Genomic DNA, 21,008 nt, shown 5'->3' with positions numbered 1-21,008 from the left:
TTGCAGTTGCAGCCCTTGTCCCGGCATACACCTAATTCATGCCCGCCCCGACGGAAGGAGCGGGCATTTTTTGTCTCTTGAGGATTGGCTTGTAAGCTGTAGCCGGTCTCGGCCAGAGAGCCGGAAGATTGGTATCGCCTGAAAAAAGGAAAGGCCCCTGCGATGGCAGGAGCCTTTGCCCGTATGGTTTGCGGCCGGTTGTTTAGAAGCCCGATTCGGAGAAGAGTTTCGATTCGGAAACCTTCACTACCTTGCCGTATTTCTCGAGCGCTTTCACATCGAAATCTTTGGGGTTGCCCACGATGGCCATCACGATGGGTTTACCCTTGATATTCTCGTTGTAGAAGTTGACGATGTCTTCGAACTTGAGCGTTTCGATTTTCTTCATCTTGTCGATGGCGGGGTCTTGGGTATAGCCCATGCGTTTCCAGGCCTCATACACGGCACTGGCCGAACGGAAGCCGGGTTTGGCACTGAGGATAGACTCCTTGATGTTGGTCTTTACGACGTCGAAGTGCTCGGGCATCGAAGGCATGTCGGTGAGCAGGTTCATGTAGATGTCGATGGCATCGAGGGTCTTGTCGCCCTGGGTACCTACGAAACCTTGGAAGAGAAAGTTGCGACGGGCAACCGAGGGGGTCGAAATCACACCGTAGGCGCTGTAGGCCATGGCCCGTTTTTCACGAATCTCGTCCATGACGAGGCTACCGAATCCGCCTCCGAAGTAGTCGGAGAAGGCTTCGATGGCAATGTCGTCCTTCACGTCGAAGGGTTTACCCTCGATGAAGAAGTAGATCTTGCTTTGTGTAGCCTTGCTGTTGGGCAAGAAGAAGATGGTGTTCTCGGCATACTTCTCGCGGGTGCGCAGTTCGGGCGACGAGGAGGGCATCTCCTCGGCTTTCAACGGCAGGTTCTTGCTCAATACGTCGTACACCTCGTCGAAGGGAGCGGTACCCGTGTAGTAGATTTCGCACTCGTAGTTGGTAGCGGCCTGGAACTGGGTGGTGAGGTCGGTAATCGAGAGATCCAGCAGGTCGCGGGTAGGAATGCGTTGCAGGTAGTCGGAGCTGTCTTTGTAGAGCACATACGAAGTGAGGGCTCTCTCCAGCGTGCTGATGTCGCTGTTCTCCATCTGACGCGAACCGAATGCGCTACCGATAAGGCTTTGCAGCTGCTTGTCGTCGAGTTTGGGGAAGAGAATCTGTTTCGAGAGCAACTGGCAGGCTTTCACGAGGTCTTTCTCGTAGCCGTTCATCATCACATACATGTAGTTGTCGTCGACGGCGTAAGAGCAGTTGACGTTGAGTTCGCCCATGGCCCGCTTGATAGCCAGCGGCTCGACGTCGGGTAGCATACCGGCATTGTTCATCAGGGCAACGGCATATTCGAGTTTAGGCATGCGGTGAGTCCCTACGCCATATTTCAGCGTCATGGTGAAGACTTCGTTCTCGGGATTGAAGTTGTAGAACAGTTTGCTGCGCGTGTTGATGCGCTTCTGCTGTATCGAGTTGAAGTCGCAATATTTCACCTCGGGCAGCGGGGCGGGCAGACTTTCTACCCATTTGGCATACTCCGACATTTCGCCCTTCTTCGTCTCGATAGGTTTGTAGGCCGGTTTTTTCAGCTTTTTGCCTTTGCTGTCGAGGTTCTTGGCTTCCTGAATGTTGAGGGCCAGGTAGTTGTCGGTAAAGTATTTCTTGGCCGTAGCCTTTACCTCGTCGAGGGTAACGGCATTTACGCGCTCTTTGTAGTTGAGTATCTCCGAGGGATCGGAGCCCGTGTTGAAGAGTGAGGCCAGAATGTAGGCTTTCGTCTCGTTCGATTCGAGGCTCAGCTCATATTCGCGAATCATGTTCTGCTTGATGGAGTTGAGGATGGTCTCGTCGAACTCGCCGTTTTGCAACTGTTGCAGCGACGAGAGCAGAATCTTCTCGACAGCCTTGTGGCTGTCCCAGCGGTTCTGGTTGGCGTCGAACGAGGGGATGGCGTTGATCATGACGACACCGGCATCGCGCATGGCGTTCTGTCCGGCACCTACGCTCATGATGTCACCGTCGAGTTGCAGCTTGTCGAGGATACCGGTCTTTTGCGAGTTGGAGAGCAGTTCGCAGCAGATTTGCAGAGGTATTTCGTCCTTGTCGTTCGAGGGTACACCGTTGTAGATGAGGGCCAACATGGGGTAGTAGTATATCTTGGCGCTCTTCTCGGTGCGGCCTTTGAACTGGGGCACGGGTTGTTTCTCGCGGTGGATTTCGGCCCGGCGGGGGATACGCTCGAATTTCTCGCGAATCAAGGGGATAGCCGTCTTGGTGTCGACGTTACCCACGAGGATAATCGACATGTTTTGCGGGCCGTACCAGGTGTTGTAGAACTCGATGAGCTTGCTCAGCTGGGGGTTCTTCAAGTGCTCGGGCAGACCGATGATGGGGCGGGCATAGGGGTGGGAGCCGAAGGCCTGCTCGTTGATGAACTCGCCCAGGCGCGAACCGCGGTTGTCGTTGTACATGTTGTACTCCTCATATACGGCCTCGAGCTCGGTCTGGAATCCGCGGAACACGGGATCGATGAGGCGCTCGGAGTAAACCTCGAGCCACTTCTCGAGTTGCGAAGGGGGGAACGAGTTGTGATACTCGGTCTGGTCGAAGCCCGTGCTGGCGTTCAGCCCTTCGCCGCCCATGTGGTCGATGAGCTGCGAAAACTCGTTGCCGACAGCATACTGGGCAGCTTCGCGAGTAAGTTCGTTGATCTCCAGGTCTATGGCGTCACGCTTGGCCTGGTCGGTCGTAGCGGCACGCTCATCATACTTGGCGATGATTTTCTCGTAGATAGGTTTCTCTTTTTCCCAATCGAGGGCGTCGATTGTCTGGGTGCCTTTGAACATGACGTGTTCGAGGTAGTGGGCCAGACCGGTATATTGTACCGGGTCGTCGACCGAGCCCACTTTGAAGGCAACCATACCGAATACATCGGGTTTGCTCTTGTCTTCCCAGATGTAAACCGTAGCGCCGTTCCGCAGGGTCATTACACTCAATTGTTGCGCTTTACCGGGGAGCCATAAGAGGCATAGTGCGATAAGGCACAATAGATGTTTGATTTTCATATTGTTAAGTTTTTGTGTGATTAAAATGTCAAAATATTCCTAACCATGTGAGCAAAAGTAGCATAAAATTACTAACTTGTGGACGTTTTTTCGACAAATTTAATTTTTTAATGTCTATAAATTTATTCGTATGAGAAAGTTTTTATTTGCCGGAATGGTGGGATTGTTCGCCTCATTATGGCTTAGTGTCAGTGCTCAGGAACCCACGACCATGTGGCCCTATCTGTTTACCGATTTTACCGAAGCCACGCTCCACTTCCGCTCTGGCGAGACGGGCCAGGCGAAGGTCAATATCCACTTGTTGCATAACGATTTGCACTATTTGAATGGTTCGAAAATATTTACTACCGACAATCAGAACGATGTGGCCCGTGTCGTGCTGCCCGACAGTACGGCCTTCGTGCGGTGTGAAAATCTTTACATCGAGGTGTTGGGCGAGACTCCCCAGGCTATTCTGGGCCGCCGCACGACCGGCGACTTCGATCGATTGACGCAGGGGACGGGAGCCTATGGTACGTCGTCGTCGACTTCGGCCGTAGACAATCTGTCGAGTCTGCAGATAGGCGGTCTCACCAATCTTAATTACGACCTCATCCGGGTCGAGCGTGAGAATGGCCAGACGCTGCCGCTTTCGGTACGTTTCTGTTTTGTCATCGACGGTCAGCTCTATAACGCCAACAAGCGCACCATCTCCAAACTGTTGCCCGAGGCCGACCAGAAGGAGTTCAACACCTTCTTGAAAAAGAACAAGGTGAAGTGGAACCGGGAGGAGGGTCTGCAGAAGGTGCTCGAGTATATCTCGCCGTTGCTGGCCAAGTAGCGGTGGCGCCTTGTGTCGGGGTGGAGCCTGGCTCCTCCCCAATACAAACTGAATGGAACAACAAAAAAGCGGAACAGGGGATGCCCCTCGTTCCGCTTCTTGTTTTTTATGGATAGTAGATTTTATTCAAACTTGCGTTGCCAGAACCACATCTCGTTGAAGGTAAGGCTCAGTGAAATACGGAAGTGGTCTTCGCTGATGAGCTTGGCCGGCGAGCACTGGCGGTTGATGTATTCGAAGGCTACGTTTACGACCGACTTGTCGGTGGCCAGAGGGAATCCGAAACCGCAGGTGGCACCTATCTCGTTCAGGTCGTTGCCGTTTATCTTCAGGTAGGAGCGGTTGTAGAACAGACCGGCCCGGTAGTTGATGCGTTGCAGATAGTTGCCGCCCATGCTCTTGGGGCGGAATTCGGCACCCAGAGCTACCTTCAGCCGGTTGTTGAATTGCCCGGTCGAGGTCTGCAACTGTCCGGCGTTGAGGTTGGTAAACTTGGCATCGGCCCAGTTCTGGTAGGTGACGTCGGCCGCTACGGTGAGTCGTTTGTCGTAGTTGTAGCTGATACCTCCGCCATAGGTCGAGGCCAGCGAGTAGTGGCTCTTCATGTTGAGGGTGTCGGCGTCGATAATCGAGCTCGAACTCACATCGTAGGTGCTGGTGTAGGCTTTACCCAGCAGCGCTTTGCCCGGTGAGTAGACGGCACCGAGCGTGATGGTGTGCTTCTTGTCCCACTCGATGGCATATTGTGCGCCGAACTGCAGGTGGTAGTCGCGCACCTTGAGGTCGGTCTCGAATATACCGGTACTGCCGTTGGCCGGGATTACGGTGTTGGCGTTGGTGAGGTTGCCGAAGAGGTAGCTCACGTTGGCACCGATCGAGAAGCCCTTGAACAGATTTCCGCTCACACCCACATAGGCCTGCGAGATGTTGCCTTCGCCCGTGCGGCTGTCGGTACCGTTGGAGATAGAGCTGGCAAACGAATAGCCCACGTTGGAGTAGGGGAGCAACCCGATGCTACCGGCCATGTGGCGGCCCAGAGGGAATTGCATGACGATGTAGTCGAGCGATCCGCTTTGCGAGGTTTCGCTCAACTGCCCTTCGTGAGTCGTGACGGCCTGGTAGGTAAGGCCTATGTCGAAGAGGAAGGTGAGCGAGTCCATACTGGCATAGGAGGCGGGGTTCATTACGTTGATCTGCCGGTTGTTGTGCAGGGCATAACCTACGCCGCCCATAGCTCGTTGGGCTCCTATGGCATTGTCGCCGAGTATACCGTATCCGAATCGGGAATAGGGCGAGGTGGTGCCGTTTTGGGCCCATGCGGCGAGCCCGGTAATCAAGCCTAATAAAAGGATTTTATATTTCAGCATTTTCCTGTAATATTCTGTTTAAGCCGGTTAATACCAAATTTTCGTTCACAAAGATGCGACTTTTTATTTTTGCAGCCAATTTTAAGGCATCTCCCCCTGTTAAAAAAACGAAAAGGTCGGGGTAAATCTCGTTGAGACGGGCCATGTAGCCTTCGATTTCATAGGCCACGCCCAGCGTGGCGCCGGCCCGCATGGCCGTCTCGGTGCTGAAGCCTATCTCGGGAATCTCGCCCGAGTCGTCTACCAGGGGTAGCTTGCCGGTGTGCTCGTGCATGGCGAGCAGTCGCAGCCTGATGCCGGGGGCTATGTTGCCGCCCACAAAGGTGCCGTCGGCCGTGAGCAGATCGTAGGTGACACAAGTGCCGGCATCGACGATGAGCACCGGCCGGCCGGGACACTCCATCGAGGCTCCCACTACGGCCGCAATGCGGTCGAGGCCCAGGGTGTGCGGGGTGTGATAACCTATGCGCACCGGTATCTGCGACGTGTGGTCGAAGCGTACGAAGCAGCGCACCCGTTGCTGCAAGAGCTTCAGAGCTTCGGGGTCGGGGTTGGTAACGGTCGAGAAGATAGCCGCATCGACTGCGTGGGTATCGAGAAACCGCGTCACTTCATCGGGGCCCCATTTCGGGTAGAAATCGACATTTTGTAATTGGCCGGCCCGAAAAAGTGCCATTTTGGTTACCGAATTTCCTTGATCGATAATAAGATTCACTGCTCAAAATTTTAGACAAAAATACAAAAGAGAATGCGTATGGAGGCACTTGCCGCTCATTTTTTTCATAGAATTATACCAACGGGGCTATTTTGTCTATCGCCTGTTGCTTTTTCCTCCTCGATTTGTCGGGAGGGCAGGCGGGCAATTGTAGATACTAATCTGTTAATAGAATAAACTTTTTGAGTTAAATTTTCGATAAGATTAGCGCAGTTTGGTGATAATACGGTGGTATTGGTTGTGTGTTTAATGTTTATTAACAAATGGATTATTCTCCGGTTTGTACATATTTGTGGCAGAAAAAATGCCTCTTCTATATGGTTGTATCTTAATAAGTTAGTTGTGCTGTGAAAAAATGTATACGGGCCATTTCGGGAGAGCTGGACAATGGCTTTGTCAAAAAGAAAGGCGATGTGGGTAATTTTCTTTCAAATTGAATTTTATATTGTCGTTTTTTTTCTATCTTTGCATGCTGAATACTTCAATAAGAAGTGTGAATGAGAGTGATTCTCATAGGTTCAATTTAAGGTTTATATTATAATAAGGTTTAAAAGAAGAGGAGTTTTAAGAGTTAGTTTAATTGCAAGGAGTGTAATGTAAAAGTCCGGCCGTAACACGCCGGGTGTGTAAAGAAAGTAAAAGAAAGAAGAAGGAATAAATCGTTTATTTAAATTTAATTTCAGTCGTATGAGAAAATTAACATTGTTATTGTGCGCTCTGTTGGCTGGCATTTCGTTAGCGGTGGCTCAGACGAGCATCTCCGGTACGGTATTGACAGCAGAGGACGACGAGCCGGTTATCGGTGCGTCTATCTTGGTGAAGGGTGCGAATGCATCTACCATTACCGATAATGACGGTAAGTTTACAATCAAAATTCCTGAAGGAGCCGGGCGAACCCTGGTGATTTCCTACATCGGTATGGAAAAACAAGAAGCATTTGCCCGTAACGGCATGGTAGTAAAATTGACTTCGAGCGATCAGGCTCTCGACGATGTGGTTGTGGTAGGTTACCAAACCATCCGTAAAGAGGCCAAGACCGGTTCTATCGCCACGGTGAAAGGCGACGACCTGGCTTCGATTCCCGAAACCTCGGTCGATAAGATGCTCTCGGGTAAGATGGCCGGTGTATCGGTTTCGTCGACCAACGGTCAGCCGGGTTCTGCTGCTACGATTCGTGTGCGTGGTACCAGTTCTATCGGTGCCGGTAGCGACCCCTTGTATGTAGTGGACGGTATCCCCGTAGAGAGCGGTAATACCGGTGCTCTCTCCAACAGTATGAACGCCATCGCCATGATCAATGCCAGCGATATTGCCTCGGTAACCGTGTTGAAGGATGCTGCCGCAGCCTCTATCTACGGTTCGCGTGCTGCCAACGGTGTGATCTTGATTACCACCAAATCGGGTGAAGCCGGTAAGTCGAAAGTTACCGCCCGCGCTCGTTATGGTGTTACTACGCTGGCCAACGACAACGACTTCGGTATGGCCAACCTGCAAGAGTATATCCAATATCAACGCGATGCCCGTATCAACGCCGGTTACGACGTAGATAACCCCGCATCGCAATACTACTTCCCCCTCTCGCTGGCTGCCAAAGGCGGTACGAACTGGATGAAAGAGTTGACCCGCAACGGTAGCTTGCAAGAGTATGAGTTGATTGCTTCGGGTGGTACCGGTAAGACTACCTATTATACTTCGTTGTCGTACAACAAGACCGATGGTATCGTTCCCACCGTAGGTTTCGAGAAGATGCAGGTTCGTGCCAACCTCGATACCGAGCTCAACAAATGGTTGAAAGTGGGTACCCGTATCAACGCCGGTTACATGAAAGTTTCGGACGTAACGAACAGCTTGATCGGCGATAGCGGTCTGGCTCCCTCGAACCCCTTCTATTCGGGTATGGCTCTGGCCCCGACGATGCCGGCTTACAACGAGGACGGCAGCTACAACTTCGACCTCCCCTTCGTGTTCAACGTGAACCCGATTGCCGCTATCAAAGGCTCGGACAAATATGACAAGCAGTACAAGTTCAACGGTACGGCTTATTTGGAGTGGAAACCCATCAAGCAATTGACCTTCCGCACCAACAACTCGGTTGAGTATGCCTATACCAACAGCCGCCAGTTCTCGCCGGCATTCATCAACACCGCTTCCTATGGTGCAGCTCTGAATACGGCCGATGTGCAATATCGTCTGTTGACTACCTCTAACACGGTTACTTACGACGACCTCTTCAACGACGTTCACTCGCTGAACATCATGTTGGGTCAAGAGGCCAATACCTATGAGTCTTCGTTCAACCAAGCTATATCGTATCACGTAAACGAGCAACGTCCCTATCACTCGGTAGGTGTTTCGGTCGAAGACCAAACGGCCCACGACGGTCTTACTCAAACGGCCATGGTTTCGTTCTTCGGTGTAGCCGAGTATAGCTACGACGGTCGCTACTACATCAAAGGTTCGCTCCGTACCGATGGTAGCTCCAAGTTCGGTCCCGATCGCCGCTGGGGTACCTTCTGGGCAGCCAGTGCATCGTGGAACATCCACAACGAGGCTTTCATGCAAGATATCAAGAATGTACTGAATGTATTGAAACTGCGTTACAGCTACGGTGTGAACGGTAACGACAACATCGCCGCTTATGCTCACTACGGTCTCTACTCCGACATCGTTTACAACGGTATCACCGGTCAGCTCCCCTCGCAGCTGCAGAACCGCAAACTGACTTGGGAAACCAACAAGACTCACAACATCGGTGTTGACTTCCGCTTGTTCGACCGCTTGAGCGGATCGATCGACTGGTATACCCGTCGTACCGAGGACATGTTGATTGCCTCGCCGCTGCCCTATACCACCGGTTTCTCTTCGCAAGCTCAAAACGTAGGTCAAATCCGCAACAGCGGTATCGAGGTTCAGTTGGATGCCGACATCTTCAATACCAACGATTTCAAGTGGACGGCCGGTGTGAACTTCTCGGCCAACCGTTCGAAAGTGCTCGAACTGGCTCCGGGTCAGGACTTCATCGGAACCTCGCTGCGCTATGTAGTAGGTGAGCAACTCTACACCTACTGGTTGTACGACTACGCCGGTGTGAACCCCCAGAACGGTAACGCCTTGTGGCGCAACGAAGAGGGTCTGTTGACCGAAAATTATAACGATGCTCGTCGTATCAATGCCGGCTCGCCCGAACCTCTGTGGACCGGTGGTTTCAACACCGAGCTCTCTTGGAAAGGCCTCTCGCTGGGTATCCAGCTCGAAGCCCGCTACGGCAACAAGGTGTTGAACCAAGACCGTTCTTTGTTCGAATCAGACGGTTACTATGGCGACCAGAACATCTGGAAAGGTGCCTTGAACTACTGGAAACAACCGGGCGACATGAACGTATTGCCGAAACCGGTATACAACAACTCGAGCAACAGTATGGCTCTCTCGACCCGTTATCTCGAGGATGGTAGCTACCTGCGTATCAAAGACATTACCCTGGCATACAACTTGCCTTCGAAGTGGACCAAAAAGGCCCTCATGAGCGGAGTGCGCATCTATGCCAGCGCCCTTAACCTCTATACGTTCCACAACATGAACTACTGGGATCCCGAGCACGGTACCACCGGTGCTACCGTCATCAGCTACCCGATGACCCGCTCGATGATCGTAGGTGTGGACATTACTTTCTAACCCTTAAAAAAAGATTGAGACAATGAAAAAAATATTTTTATCGATAGCAGTTTTGGCGCTGGCTCTTACTTCCTGCGATGACTTCTTGACCAAAGAGCCGCCCATGGATCAATCGGACGAACTGGCTCTTTCGACCTTCAATGGTATCGATGGTGCTACTGCCGGTAACTACCGCGCCGTTATTTCGTGGTATGGTGCCACGTTCCCCCTCACTTTCGACGTGATGTGCGGCAACGGTATGGTAGGTCCTGTAAATACGGGCCGTATGCGTAGCGAGCCGGCCTGGAACTACACCTCGACCAGCACGCTGGGTTTGTGGTCCGGTGCCTACAACGCCATTTTGGGTTGTAACAAAGTGTTGACGGCCATCAACGAGGGTAAATTTGACCGTGCGGGTGTGACTGACGAGCAAATCAACAACGTAAAGGCCGAGAACCTCTTCCTGCGTGCCTTGGCCTACTTCGACCTGGTTCGTGTATATGCTCAACCCTATGGTTATATTAAGGAAAAAGGTATCACCGGAACCGAGGCTCTGGGTGTACCTATCGTACTGGAGGATGACCTGTCGGCCCGTCCGGTTCGCAACACGGTAGCCGAGGTTTATGAAAACCTCATTATCCCCGACCTGCAAGAGGCCGAGCGCCTGATGAGCACCTCGTATGTTCGTGCAGGTGTGAAGGATATGGTTGCTACGATTACTACTCCGGTTATCCAGGCTCTCATGGCTCGTGTATATCTGACTCACGAAGACTGGCAACTGGCCGCCGACTATGCCAACAAGGTAATCCGCAACGGTCGTTTCAGACTCCTCTCGGGTAACAACTACGTTTCGATGTGGGACGGCAGCCTCGATGTAGCTCCCCAATCGGGCAGCGAGGTTATCTTCGAGGTTTACATTTCGCAAAGCGACGGTTCGAGCAGCTCGCTGGGTGACTATCTGACCGCTCCCGAGACTGCTGGTGGTGCCGGTTATGGCGACGTGCGCGTATCGAACGACCTGCTTTCGCTCTACGACGAGAACGATGTACGTCTCACCGGTTTGACCAAAACCAATTCGCAATATCCCGGTTATCGCTGGTCGACCAAATATCCCGGTAAATCGGGTCAGTTGGCTTACAACAACGTGCCTATCATCCGTATCTCCGAGATGTATCTGATTCGTGCCGAGGCTCTCTACCGGGGTGCTACCATCAGCGGTGTAACGGCTCTCGACGACCTCAACCAGGTGGCTACCAGCCGTGGTGCCAATGCCTACAGCCAGGTAACGATTGATAACCTCTTCAACGAGCGTCGCAAAGAGTTCCTCTTCGAGGGTCACGTTTACTTCGACATGAAACGTCTGCAACGGTCGTTGACCCGTACCGACTACGACCTCGATCCCACGACGAAGGATATTCCTTTCCCCAGCTACCGTTGGGCATTCCCGATTCCCGAGAACGATATCTTGAACAACAAGAATATGGTTCAAAACCCCGGATATCAGAGCAAATAATTTTTAATAGAGAAGAATTATGAAAATCAATAAATTTATATATGTAGCTGTTGTAGGGGCGCTGTTTGCATCGTGCCAATCGGTAGAGACTCCTATGTTCAGTGACAAGGACGCTTTCGTAGCGTTTGACAATGCCTCGACTACTATCGAGGAGAATGCCAATAAAGAGATTCAGATTCCGGTATCGCTGGTGGCTTCGAAGGCCCTCGATGTATCGGTGAATTTCGAAATCGACACGACCGCCTATGCCGGCAAGAATGCCGCCAAGGAGGGTGTGAACTATCGTCTGAAAAATACGTCGACGACCCTGACCTATACCAGCACGGGTGAATTGGTAGGATACATTACGGTTGAACCCATCGACAACTCGAACTACGACGGTGATGTTTGCTTCGATATCCGGTTGTCGTCGCCCAGCGGTTGCAGCCTGGGTGCCAACTACACCACCTCGGTAACGATTGCCGACGATGACCACCCGCTGGCTGCTGCCGGTATTCTGGGTACGTACACCGCAAGAGGTGAATCGCCCTTCACCGGTGAAGAGGGTGTTATCTATACCTGGACTTGCGAGATTCAGAAAGATGCCGACTATGTAGACCGTGTATGGTTCACGCAACTTGTTCCGACGGTGAGTGGCATTACTTACAAATCGATAATGGGTACTGTAGATTCCGACTTCAGAACAATCACCATCAACGGTTCGCAGGATATGGGTACATATGGTTCGACCTATACTTTGCAGATCGACTTTAACGGCGCAGGTGCTGCTGTCGCTCAAGTATCGAACGGTACGATTTCGATCTCTTCGCCTGTCTTGGCTCTTGCATACCAGGATGGAACTCAGGCAGGCTATGTGACCGGTGTACGCACCTGTACAATGACCAAAGTTGAATAAACCAATAAAACCATAGAACAATGAAAAAATATATTATAGGATTATTCTCAGCAATCTGCCTCATGGGGGCAGGTTGCACCGAGTTTGAGGATTATGCTCCGGTCAATATGGGAGAGGGCCCGGCTGTAACGCTCTCGGTCGAAAAGACCAATGTCGATGCCTTCAACTTGACGGTGACTCCGGCCGAGGGTACGGTTTACTATGCTTACATCGTAACCAACCAGGCCCAGACCATCGATGCCGAAACGCTGTTGCAGGCTGGTTATGAAGGTGCCGAGCTGTTGAAAGCTGCCGAGACTCCCTCGCTTTCCAAAGCCTACAACAATCAAACGATAGGTACTACCTATTATGTATATGCCGTAGCTTCCGATGCCAATGGTCTTTGCGGTGCCGTAGCTTCGGCTACCATCGACCTGCCCGATACCGAGGCTCCCTATCTGACCGGTATCCCCGAGGGTTATCTCTACACGGCAACGAACAGCGGTCGTAGTGTGACGGTAACTTTCAACGAGGTTGTAACTCGTGGCGAAGGTGCCATTACCTACAACGTGACGAAGGGCGACCTGACTTCGTATGCCAGCGGTGCCATCGAGACTGTGGTTATCAACGGTGAGTCGGTTACCATTACGTTGCCCGAATCGGTTGCATTCGATGCAAACGAGGCTAAATCGTATGTATTCCTCGACTTTGCTGCCGGAGCATTTGTCGACGGTGCCGGTAACCAGTCGGCTGCTCTGAAGGGTGGTGTAGACCAAGAGACTCAAATTGTGAGTGCTCCTTATTGGGAGTATGTACCGGGTGGCAGCACGGGTGACAGTGAGTTTACGGGGACCTTTGGCTTTATGTTCTATCAGTATGACTTCCAAACTCAGCAGCCCGGTACTGATCCTTATGGCTTTGATACCGAGTTTGAATTGAAGCATGAGGATAATCCCGATACGATAGTCATCAAGAATTTCTATTTCGAAGCTTCGGCATTTACCGCTGGAGAAAACTCGTTGGAGGCTGTCGTAGAGGGTAATAACTTCAAGATTGCCGATATGTTGCCTATGGGTGTGATTCCCATGAGAGATCAATCTGGCGCATCTTTCAATTGTCTTGTATGTTTTGCCGGTGTACCCGAGAGCGAGAGTGAACAATTTGAGTGGGTTAACTTCAATGCTACCGACGCTCAGGGTGTTACAGGATATGTTGCCGATCGCTGGTGCGGATTATATCTATTTAATTTCGACCTTATCCAGAATCCGGATGCCGAAGGCTTCAATCTGGGTTGGTATGATGTCTGGAACTTGGCTGTATTTATGAAGGGCTCGGTTCAAGCTTCGCCTTCGGCCGGCATAAATGCGACAGCTCCTGTAGTGAAGAAGCTGGGTGTTCGCCAGGTTGACTGGTCGCTCTTCAGACCATTGACAGGCAGCGAGAAAGCCAAAGCTCAAAGAGCTGTGAAGGGCATCAAGGCAAAACGCTTCTAATCAGCTAGATTGATATTGATATCTTTATATGGAACAGGCTGGTACCCGCGAGGTATCGGCCTGTTTTTTTACCTCAGGTCTCTATTTTTTTGCTCGTTTGACTCTTTTTTGATAGAAAAGAGTAGGGGAAAACATCATTTTGTATGTTTAAAAACATAGAGAATGTTAAATTGTTGCAGAATACATTCGAATTATCTATTTTTGTCAGTCATTAAAATGGTGTATCTGTAAAACGAAACCAAAAACCGATTATGAAATATAGATTATTAGCTTTCGTAATGCTGCTCTTCTCGTTTGCTGGAGGAAGTTTTGCAGCAGTAGTGTCTGAGAAGACCGCGGTAGATACCGCAACCAAGTTGTTAACCGTGCGTGGCGGCTCGTCGTTCAAAGGCGGAAATGCCACAGTAGAAACCGTTTCGCAAGAGGGTGTTCCCATGTACTACATCGTACGTTTTGAAAAAGGGGGATGGGCTTTGATTTCGGCTGAAGATACGGTAGACCCGTTGCTGGGCTATTCGTTTGACAGTGAGTATGTGTCGGACGGTCAGCCTGCCTGGATACAAAGCTGGTTGAAAGATTATACCGATCAGATTAAGTTGGCGCGCAAGTCGCCCGCTCTGCAACGTCATTTCCGCTGGGCAGGCGATGTAGTGACTCGCGCTACCGAAGACCGCATCGAGCCGTTGGTGCAGGTAACCTGGAACCAGGGTGTACCTTATAACGCCTATTGCCCGGCTGCAACGGGTGGTCCCGGTGGCCGTGCCTATGTAGGTTGTGTGGCTGTGGCCATGGGTCAGGCACTCTCGGTTATACGTTATCCCCTGCGTGGTACGGGAACGAAATCGTACTATTCGAATCAGGCCGGTACGGTATTGAGTGTGAACTTCGATAACGAGCCCGACTACGATTGGGATGCCATTCTCTCGGGTGCCAACAACTACGACGAGGTGGCTCGTCTGCTCTACCACTGCGGTGTACTCATCGACATGGAGTATAGCGCCGAGGGGTCGGGTGCCATTACCGATAACATTCCCGGTTACTTCAAGACCTATTATGGTTTCCCCGAAACCTGCGTATGTTACAGCCGTGACCGTTATCAGGGTGGCGATGACGCCTGGCATGAATTGCTGCGAAACGAGTTGAGACGTGGCCGCTGCGTAATCTATGCCGGTAACCAAGGCAACAACGTAGGGCACTGCTTCAACCTCGACGGTTGGGACGGCTTCAACCAGTATCACATCAACTGGGGCTGGGGCGGCCAGAACAACGGCTATTTTACCCTCAATAACCTGGGCGACGATATTCAAGGTTCGTATCCCGACAACCATCGTGCCGTAGTAGGCGTGGCTCCTTTGTCGGAGACTCCGTATGACATCCGCTTGAGCACCACCCGTGTAGCCATCGGTACCCCTGCCGGTACCCCGGTAGCCGATGTAACGGTATACAGTGATATGGTAGATGCCCAGTATACTTTTGAGTTGAAAGGTCAGCAGCTGTTTGGCGGCGGTTATGCCGAGGCCAGCTACGAAGTGCGCGACGGCAAGCTCTACACGACGAAACTGATTGAAGACAAGGCTATCCACAAAACGGTATATATCAAGGCTATCAATGCTTCGAGCGGTAACTCGTATGAGAAGAAGTTCGACCTGCAACTCTACACGTCGGGTTCGGGTATCGACGAGGTATTGGCCGAGGGTGTGAAACTCTATCCTGTGCCTGCCGACGATGTGCTCAACCTGGAGACTCCCGAGGCCGAGGGGCGATATGTGGTTTACAGCGTAGCCGGCACGCAACTGTTGCGCGGCCAGGTGAGCGATACCCTCACGACCATCGACGTGTCGGGTCTCTCGCGTGGTAGCTACATGCTGCAATATTCGACGGCTCAAGGCGTGGTGAACAAGGCATTCATCGTGAAATAAAAAACATTGACCATAGTGATATGAAGGGTCGTTCCCTACGGGGTGCGACCCTTCTTTTTGTCTCGGCCCGGCAGGGTGGGGCGAGGCGGGGTAGCCCCGGGAGCCCTGGTGAGAGGCATAATTTTTGCAGGAATATTTGGAGTGCCCTGCAACTATTTATAATTTTGCGACATAGTTTCAGTAGAATGACAACAAACAAGAACAGCGACCGGTGGTTTCTGCGCGTTTCGCGCTGGGGGCTCGTGTGTTTTGTGGCTTTCCCCTTGTTGTGGTGTGCCTGCTCGGGCTCGAAAAACGAGGTAGTCGAGGGCTTTGACGACGTCTCGGAGGTGCCCACGTTGCGCACGCTCGGCGTAGAGACGCTCATCTCCGACTCGGGGATTACCCGCTACCGCATCAAGGCCCCCGAGTGGCTCATCTACGAGAATGCCAAGGAGCCCTACTGGTTTTTCCCGAAGGGGTTGTATGTCGAGAAGTTCGACTCGGTATTCGCCACCGAGGCCCTCATCCAGGGCGACACGGCCACCTATTTCAAGAATCAGCAGTTGTGGCGTCTCGACAAGAACGTACGCATCGAAAACACCAAGCAGGAGGTGTTCCTCACCTCGCAGATATTCTGGGACCAGCGCAAGCGCGAAATCTACTCCGACTCGTTTATCCACATCGAGACCCCCGACGAGGTAATCGAGGGCTACGGATTCAACTCGAACGAGCAGATGACCCGCTATCGCATACGCCGCACGAGCGGCATCTTCCCCATCAAGCGCGACACGGTTGCTGCCGATTCGACACGGACCGATAGCGTGAAGCCGCGGCCTGTACCGGCCGTGCGTGCCAAACAAATGAAGAAATCATGAATTGGGTTGTAATCATTATCATAGCGTTGCTCTTCTCGGCCTTCTTCTCGGGTATGGAGATTGCCTTCGTGTCGTCGAACAAGGTACGGGCCGAGTTGGATATGAAACAGAAGGGGCTGCTGTCGAAGATACTGAGCCTCTTCTATGGCAATGAAGAGCAGTTTATCTCGACCATGCTGGTGGGCAACAACATCGCGCTGGTCATCTACGGTATGGGCATGGCCGCCCTGCTCGAGCCGGTCATCGCGCTGGTGTGGAACCAGGAGGCTTTTGTGGTGCTCATGCAGACCCTTATCTCCACGCTGCTCATTCTGTTTGTGGGCGAGTTCATGCCCAAGACCATCTTCCGGGTCGATCCCAACGCCACGATGCGGTTCTTTGCCCCGCTCGTGTGGCTCATCTATGTGATTCTCTATCCCATCTCCAAATTCACCTCGATGGTTTCGAAAGGGGTGATGCGTATGGCCGGGGTGCGGATAGCCCACCACACCAACACGCTGATGAGTAAGATCGAGCTCGATTCGTTTATCCAGAAGAGTATCGACGAGAGCGACTCGAAGGCTCCCGTAGAGCCCGAGATGAAGATATTCCAGAATGCCCTCGACTTCTCGAACGTGCACCTGCGCGACTGCATGATACCCCGCACCGAGCTTGTGGCGGTCGACATCGACGAGGTGACCGACGAGGAGCTGCTCCACACCTTTGTGAGTACGGGTATCTCGAAGGTGGTGGTCTATCGCGAGAATATCGACAACATACTGGGTTACATACACTCGTCGGAGATGTTCCGCCAGCACGACGATTGGCGCAAGAGCATTCGCCCGGCGGTCTTTGCCCCCGAGAGCATGCTGGCCAACAAGCTGATGCGCAACCTCATGCAGCAGAAGAAGAGCCTGGCCATCGTGGTCGACGAGTTTGGCGGTACGGCCGGACTGGTGACTCTCGAAGACCTGGTAGAGGAGATTTTCGGCGACATCGAGGACGAGCACGACACGCAGAACCTCGTGGCCCGTCGGGTGGGCGAGGACGAGTATGAGTTCTCGGGCCGCATGGAGATCGGGCGCATCAACGAAGAGTTCGGGCTCGACATCCCCGAGTCGGACGACTACCAGACCGTGGCCGGTTACATTCTGTACCACTACCAGACCCTGCCCCGCCTGGGCGAGACGGTAGAGATTAAGAACTATCGGTTTACGATTTTACGTCGCAAGGCTACGAAAATAGAGCTTGTGCGCATGAAAATAGAGAAATAAGATATTTTTTTTAGTTATTCTGTGCCGAGATAAATTCAAATTTTTGTATCTTCGTGCCCTTAGTAAAAGAGGATAAAAAAATAATAAAATATAAAACTAAAATTCATACAAAGTAACAAATGGCTACGTTAAACAAAATCAGAAGTAAAGCAGGTTTGCTCGTGGTAATCATCGGAGTCGCCTTGCTCGCTTTTATCGTAGGGGACTTCCTCAATTCGGGGCATACCTTCTACGCCATGAATCAAAGCAAAGTCGCCGTCGTGAACGGGACCAATATCGGAGTCGAAGAATTTCAGGAGCGCGTAAAGGTTCGTACCGACGAGCTGCAACAGATGTATGCTCAACGCGGAATGTCTTTGCCCGAAGGATATGTATCGCGTATCAACCAGGAGGTTTATGACCAAATGGTAAACGAAATATTGCTCAACGAAGAGCTCGACGAACTGGGTATCGTAGTGAGCAAAGAGGAGTTGGCCGACCTGCTGACCGGCGACAACATCTCGCCGATGGTACGTCAGTATTTCACCAATCCCCAAACCGGAGTGTTCGACCGTCAAGGTCTGCTCAACTTCATGCAGGTGATTCTCGACCCCGAGGCTCACGGCTACACCACGCCCGAGCAACTGGCCCAAATCGAGCCCCAGCGTCAAATGTGGCTCCGTCTCGAGAAACAGGTGAAAGAGGATCGCGCCATCCAGAAGTTTGCCAACCTGCTGAACCGCGCCATCATGCCCAACAAGCTCGATCTCGAGAACTCGTATGCCGAGGGTAAGACTTCGGCCAACATCGCCTATGCGCTGGAACCCTATACCGCAATTGCCGACTCGACTATCGCCATCAGCGACAGCGAACTCAAGGCCGAGTACAACAAGGTGAAAGAGCTCTACAAGATGCCCGAGCGCCGTGGTATCAAATACATCACGGTAAATATCGTGCCCAGCCAGGACGACTATGCCAAGGCTAAGGAGAAGGTAGAGATGAACAAGAACGTATTCGCCACGACCAACGACGTGGCTGCTTTCGTTGCCAATAACTCCGACGAGGCTTACGACGATTGTTTCGTAGCCGTTTCGTCCATGCCCGAGAAGATGAAACAGTTTGCCCAGACGGCTGCCGTAGGCGAATCGTCGCCGCTCGAGTTTGAGAACGACACCTATACGATGTATCGTCTCATGGATACCAAGGTAGCCCCCGACTCGATCAAGGTGCGTCTGCTTTCGTTCCAACCCCGTTCGACCCAAATCGATAGCGTGCTCAACGTACTGAACAACGGTGGCAGCTTTGCCGAGCTTTCGCCCAAGTTCAACGGCAACGACGAAATCTGGCTGACCGAGGAGATGGCTGTCAGCGTAGGTCGTCCCTTCATCAACAAAGTATTCGGCGAGGCCGGTAACGGCTATTTCAAGGCCGAAAGCCTGGGTGGTGAGCACATTGTTCAAATCTTGTCGCGCACCGCTCCCGTGAAGAAAGCCAAAGTGGCCGCTTACGTACTGGCCGTGAACCCCAGCACCGAGACGCACACGGCTCTCTACAACCAACTGTCGTCGTACAGCGCTACCAACAATACGGCCGAGAAGTTCGACGCCGCTGCCAAAGAGGCCGGCTACACGGTCAACAGCTATGAGTGCAGTGCCGAGGATTACTCGCTGCCCGGTCTCAACGATGCCCGTCAGGCTATCCGCTGGGCCTTCAATGCCGACAAAGGTGCCGTGTCCGAAATCTTTACGCTCGACAATGCGTTTGTCGTAGCCGCTCTCGACCACGTAACCAAAGAGGGTTATGCTCCGCTCGATCAGGTGAAAGACATGCTTTCCATCCAGATTCGCAACGACAAGAAGGCCGAGAAGATGATTGCCGACCTCAAGGCCAAGAACATCACCACGCTGGCCGGTTATGCCGAGGCTATGAAATCCCAGGTCGACAGCGCCAAGTTCGTGTCGTTCTCGTCGCCCTCGATTGCCGGTGTAGGTTACGAACCGGTATTGAGCGCTCTGGCTCCCACGGCCGAGAACGGTAAGCTCGTAGGTCCCGTGAAAGGTGTAAGAGGCGTGTATGTATTTACCGTTACCGACAAGACGGTTTCGGAACAACCCTTCGATGCACAGAACGAGGCCCGCAAGTTGCAGCAGAACTACACCTACCTGATCAACAGCCGGTTGATGGAGGTGCTCCGCGATAAAGCCGACATCGAAAACACGATGATCCGTTTCTTCTAATCGAGACGAATCGTTCGATATAAGACCACACACAGAGTGCGTATATCGTAGCAAAGGGCTCGATACACGCACTCTGTATTTGTATCACACAACCAATCGAGGTTTATGGAAAAAGAACATTTGTTGGGAAAAACCTGGGAGGAGTTGCAGGCCGTGGTGGCCGAGGCGGGGATGCCCCGTTTTGCCGCCAGGCAGATGGCCTCGTGGCTCTACGAAAAGCGGGTGTGCGACCTGTCGGAGATGACAAACCTCTCGCTGCGCCACCGCGAGCAGCTGTCGCAGCGCTACGACGTGGGGCGCTCCGAGCCCATGCAGTCGCAACGGTCGGTCGACGGCACGGTCAAATACCTGTTCCGTGTGGGCGACAACGACTTTGTCGAGACCGTCTACATACCCGACCGCGACCGGGCCACCCTGTGCGTGTCGTCGCAAGTTGGGTGCAAGATGAACTGCAGCTTCTGCATGACCGGCAAGCAGGGGTTCAAGCGCAGCCTTACGGCCACCGAGATTATCAACCAGATACTCTCGGTCGAGCATAGCGACAAGCTCACCAATCTGGTGTTTATGGGCATGGGCGAACCCTTCGACAACCTCGACGAGGTGATGAAGGCCCTCACGATTCTTACCTCCGAGTGGGGTTTTGCCTGGAGTCCCAAGCGCATCACCGTCTCGACCATCGGTCACCTGACCGGCATACGTCGTTTCCTCGACGAGAGCCACTGCCACCTGGCCGTGAGTCTGCACTCGCCTTATCCCGATGAGCGTCTGCAGATTATGCCCGTAGAGAAGGCCTTCCACATGAACGACATTCTGGCCCTGCTGCGTCGGTACGATTTCTCGCACCAGCGGCGTCTCTCGTTCGAGTATATCCTCTTCAACGGATTCAACGACGACCTGGTGCATGCCGATGCGCTGGCCCGTCTGCTCAAGGGGCTCGACTGCCGGGTGAACCTCATCCGCTTCCACGCCATCCCGGGGGTGAACCTCAAGAGCTCCGATGCCCGGTCGATGGAGGCCTTCCGCGACCGCCTCAACCAGCACGGTGTGACAGCCACCATACGGGCTTCGCGCGGAGAGGACATATTTGCCGCCTGCGGCATGCTCTCGACAGCCGAGAAAGAGCGCAAATAGGGGCCGAGGTGTAAAAGTAGTCCCCGGCAGCGATGTATATCGGGGATTTTTCTTATCTTAGTGGGCCGAAATTTTTTTCTGCGGTCCAGTAAGAAAGTC

General features: G+C 52.5%; 13 protein-coding genes. 10 read left to right on the top strand and 3 right to left on the bottom strand.

Annotated elements, in window-relative coordinates:
* Positions 1-202: 202 nt before the first annotated feature.
* Positions 203-3,100: a M16 family metallopeptidase gene (locus B5F38_RS04840; RefSeq protein ID WP_087408179.1), complete on the bottom strand. Its 2,898-nt coding sequence runs from the start codon at positions 3,098-3,100 to the stop codon at positions 203-205.
* Positions 3,101-3,230: 130 nt separating this feature from the next.
* On the opposite strand from B5F38_RS04840, the gene B5F38_RS04835 reads away from it, so the two are divergent.
* Positions 3,231-3,920 (top strand): hypothetical protein, encoded by a 690-nt coding sequence (locus B5F38_RS04835; RefSeq protein ID WP_143240911.1) that lies wholly within the window; start codon positions 3,231-3,233, stop codon positions 3,918-3,920.
* A 122-nt stretch (positions 3,921-4,042) separates the two neighbouring features.
* On the opposite strand, the gene B5F38_RS04830 is transcribed toward B5F38_RS04835, so the two are convergent.
* Positions 4,043-5,287 (bottom strand): hypothetical protein, encoded by a 1,245-nt coding sequence (locus tag B5F38_RS04830; protein ID WP_087408177.1) that lies wholly within the window; start codon positions 5,285-5,287, stop codon positions 4,043-4,045.
* Positions 5,274-6,002, bottom strand: coding sequence for a type III pantothenate kinase (locus B5F38_RS04825; protein ID WP_087408176.1), 729 nt, complete (start codon positions 6,000-6,002; stop codon positions 5,274-5,276). The genes B5F38_RS04830 and B5F38_RS04825 overlap by 14 nt, the downstream gene beginning before the upstream one ends.
* A gap of 687 nt (positions 6,003-6,689) precedes the next feature.
* Between B5F38_RS04825 and B5F38_RS04820 the strand changes: the two genes are divergently transcribed.
* The 9 genes from B5F38_RS04820 to rlmN all read left to right on the top strand — a co-directional run bounded on the left by B5F38_RS04820 (position 6,690) and on the right by rlmN (position 20,909).
* Entirely contained in the window at positions 6,690-9,674 is a 2,985-nt protein-coding gene (locus B5F38_RS04820; protein ID WP_087408175.1) for a TonB-dependent receptor, read from the top strand.
* A gap of 22 nt (positions 9,675-9,696) precedes the next feature.
* Positions 9,697-11,166 carry a RagB/SusD family nutrient uptake outer membrane protein gene (locus tag B5F38_RS04815; protein WP_087408174.1) on the top strand — a complete coding sequence of 490 codons (1,470 nt, stop codon included), beginning with the start codon at positions 9,697-9,699 and terminating at the stop codon, positions 11,164-11,166.
* A 19-nt stretch (positions 11,167-11,185) separates the two neighbouring features.
* Positions 11,186-12,061 carry a hypothetical protein gene (locus B5F38_RS04810; protein WP_087408173.1) on the top strand — a complete coding sequence of 292 codons (876 nt, stop codon included), beginning with the start codon at positions 11,186-11,188 and terminating at the stop codon, positions 12,059-12,061.
* 20 nt (positions 12,062-12,081) lie between these two features.
* The gene (locus B5F38_RS04805) at positions 12,082-13,533 is read left to right on the top strand and encodes a hypothetical protein (RefSeq protein ID WP_143240910.1); all 1,452 of its coding nucleotides are present in this window, start codon (positions 12,082-12,084) and stop codon (positions 13,531-13,533) included.
* A 251-nt stretch (positions 13,534-13,784) separates the two neighbouring features.
* A complete protein-coding gene (locus tag B5F38_RS04800) occupies positions 13,785-15,452 on the top strand; it encodes a C10 family peptidase (protein WP_087408171.1) in 1,668 nt (555 codons plus the stop codon).
* A 185-nt stretch (positions 15,453-15,637) separates the two neighbouring features.
* Positions 15,638-16,309, top strand: a complete 672-nt coding sequence (lptC, locus tag B5F38_RS04795) for an LPS export ABC transporter periplasmic protein LptC (protein ID WP_087408170.1) — start codon at positions 15,638-15,640, stop codon at positions 16,307-16,309.
* Entirely contained in the window at positions 16,306-17,562 is a 1,257-nt protein-coding gene (locus tag B5F38_RS04790) for a hemolysin family protein (protein ID WP_087408169.1), read from the top strand. The genes lptC and B5F38_RS04790 overlap by 4 nt, the downstream gene beginning before the upstream one ends.
* A 119-nt stretch (positions 17,563-17,681) precedes the next feature.
* On the top strand, positions 17,682-19,778 hold the full coding sequence (locus tag B5F38_RS04785; protein WP_087408168.1) for a SurA N-terminal domain-containing protein: 2,097 nt from the start codon (positions 17,682-17,684) through the stop codon (positions 19,776-19,778).
* 105 nt (positions 19,779-19,883) lie between these two features.
* Entirely contained in the window at positions 19,884-20,909 is a 1,026-nt protein-coding gene (gene rlmN, locus B5F38_RS04780) for a 23S rRNA (adenine(2503)-C(2))-methyltransferase RlmN (protein ID WP_087408167.1), read from the top strand.
* Positions 20,910-21,008 lie beyond the last annotated feature (99 nt).

Origin of the sequence: Barnesiella sp. An22, assembly GCF_002159975.1 — a bacterium.
GTDB classification, from domain to species: domain Bacteria; phylum Bacteroidota; class Bacteroidia; order Bacteroidales; family Barnesiellaceae; genus Barnesiella; species Barnesiella merdigallinarum.
Note: the sequence above shows the minus strand (reverse complement) of the source record. Positions and strands in the feature narration are given on the sequence as shown.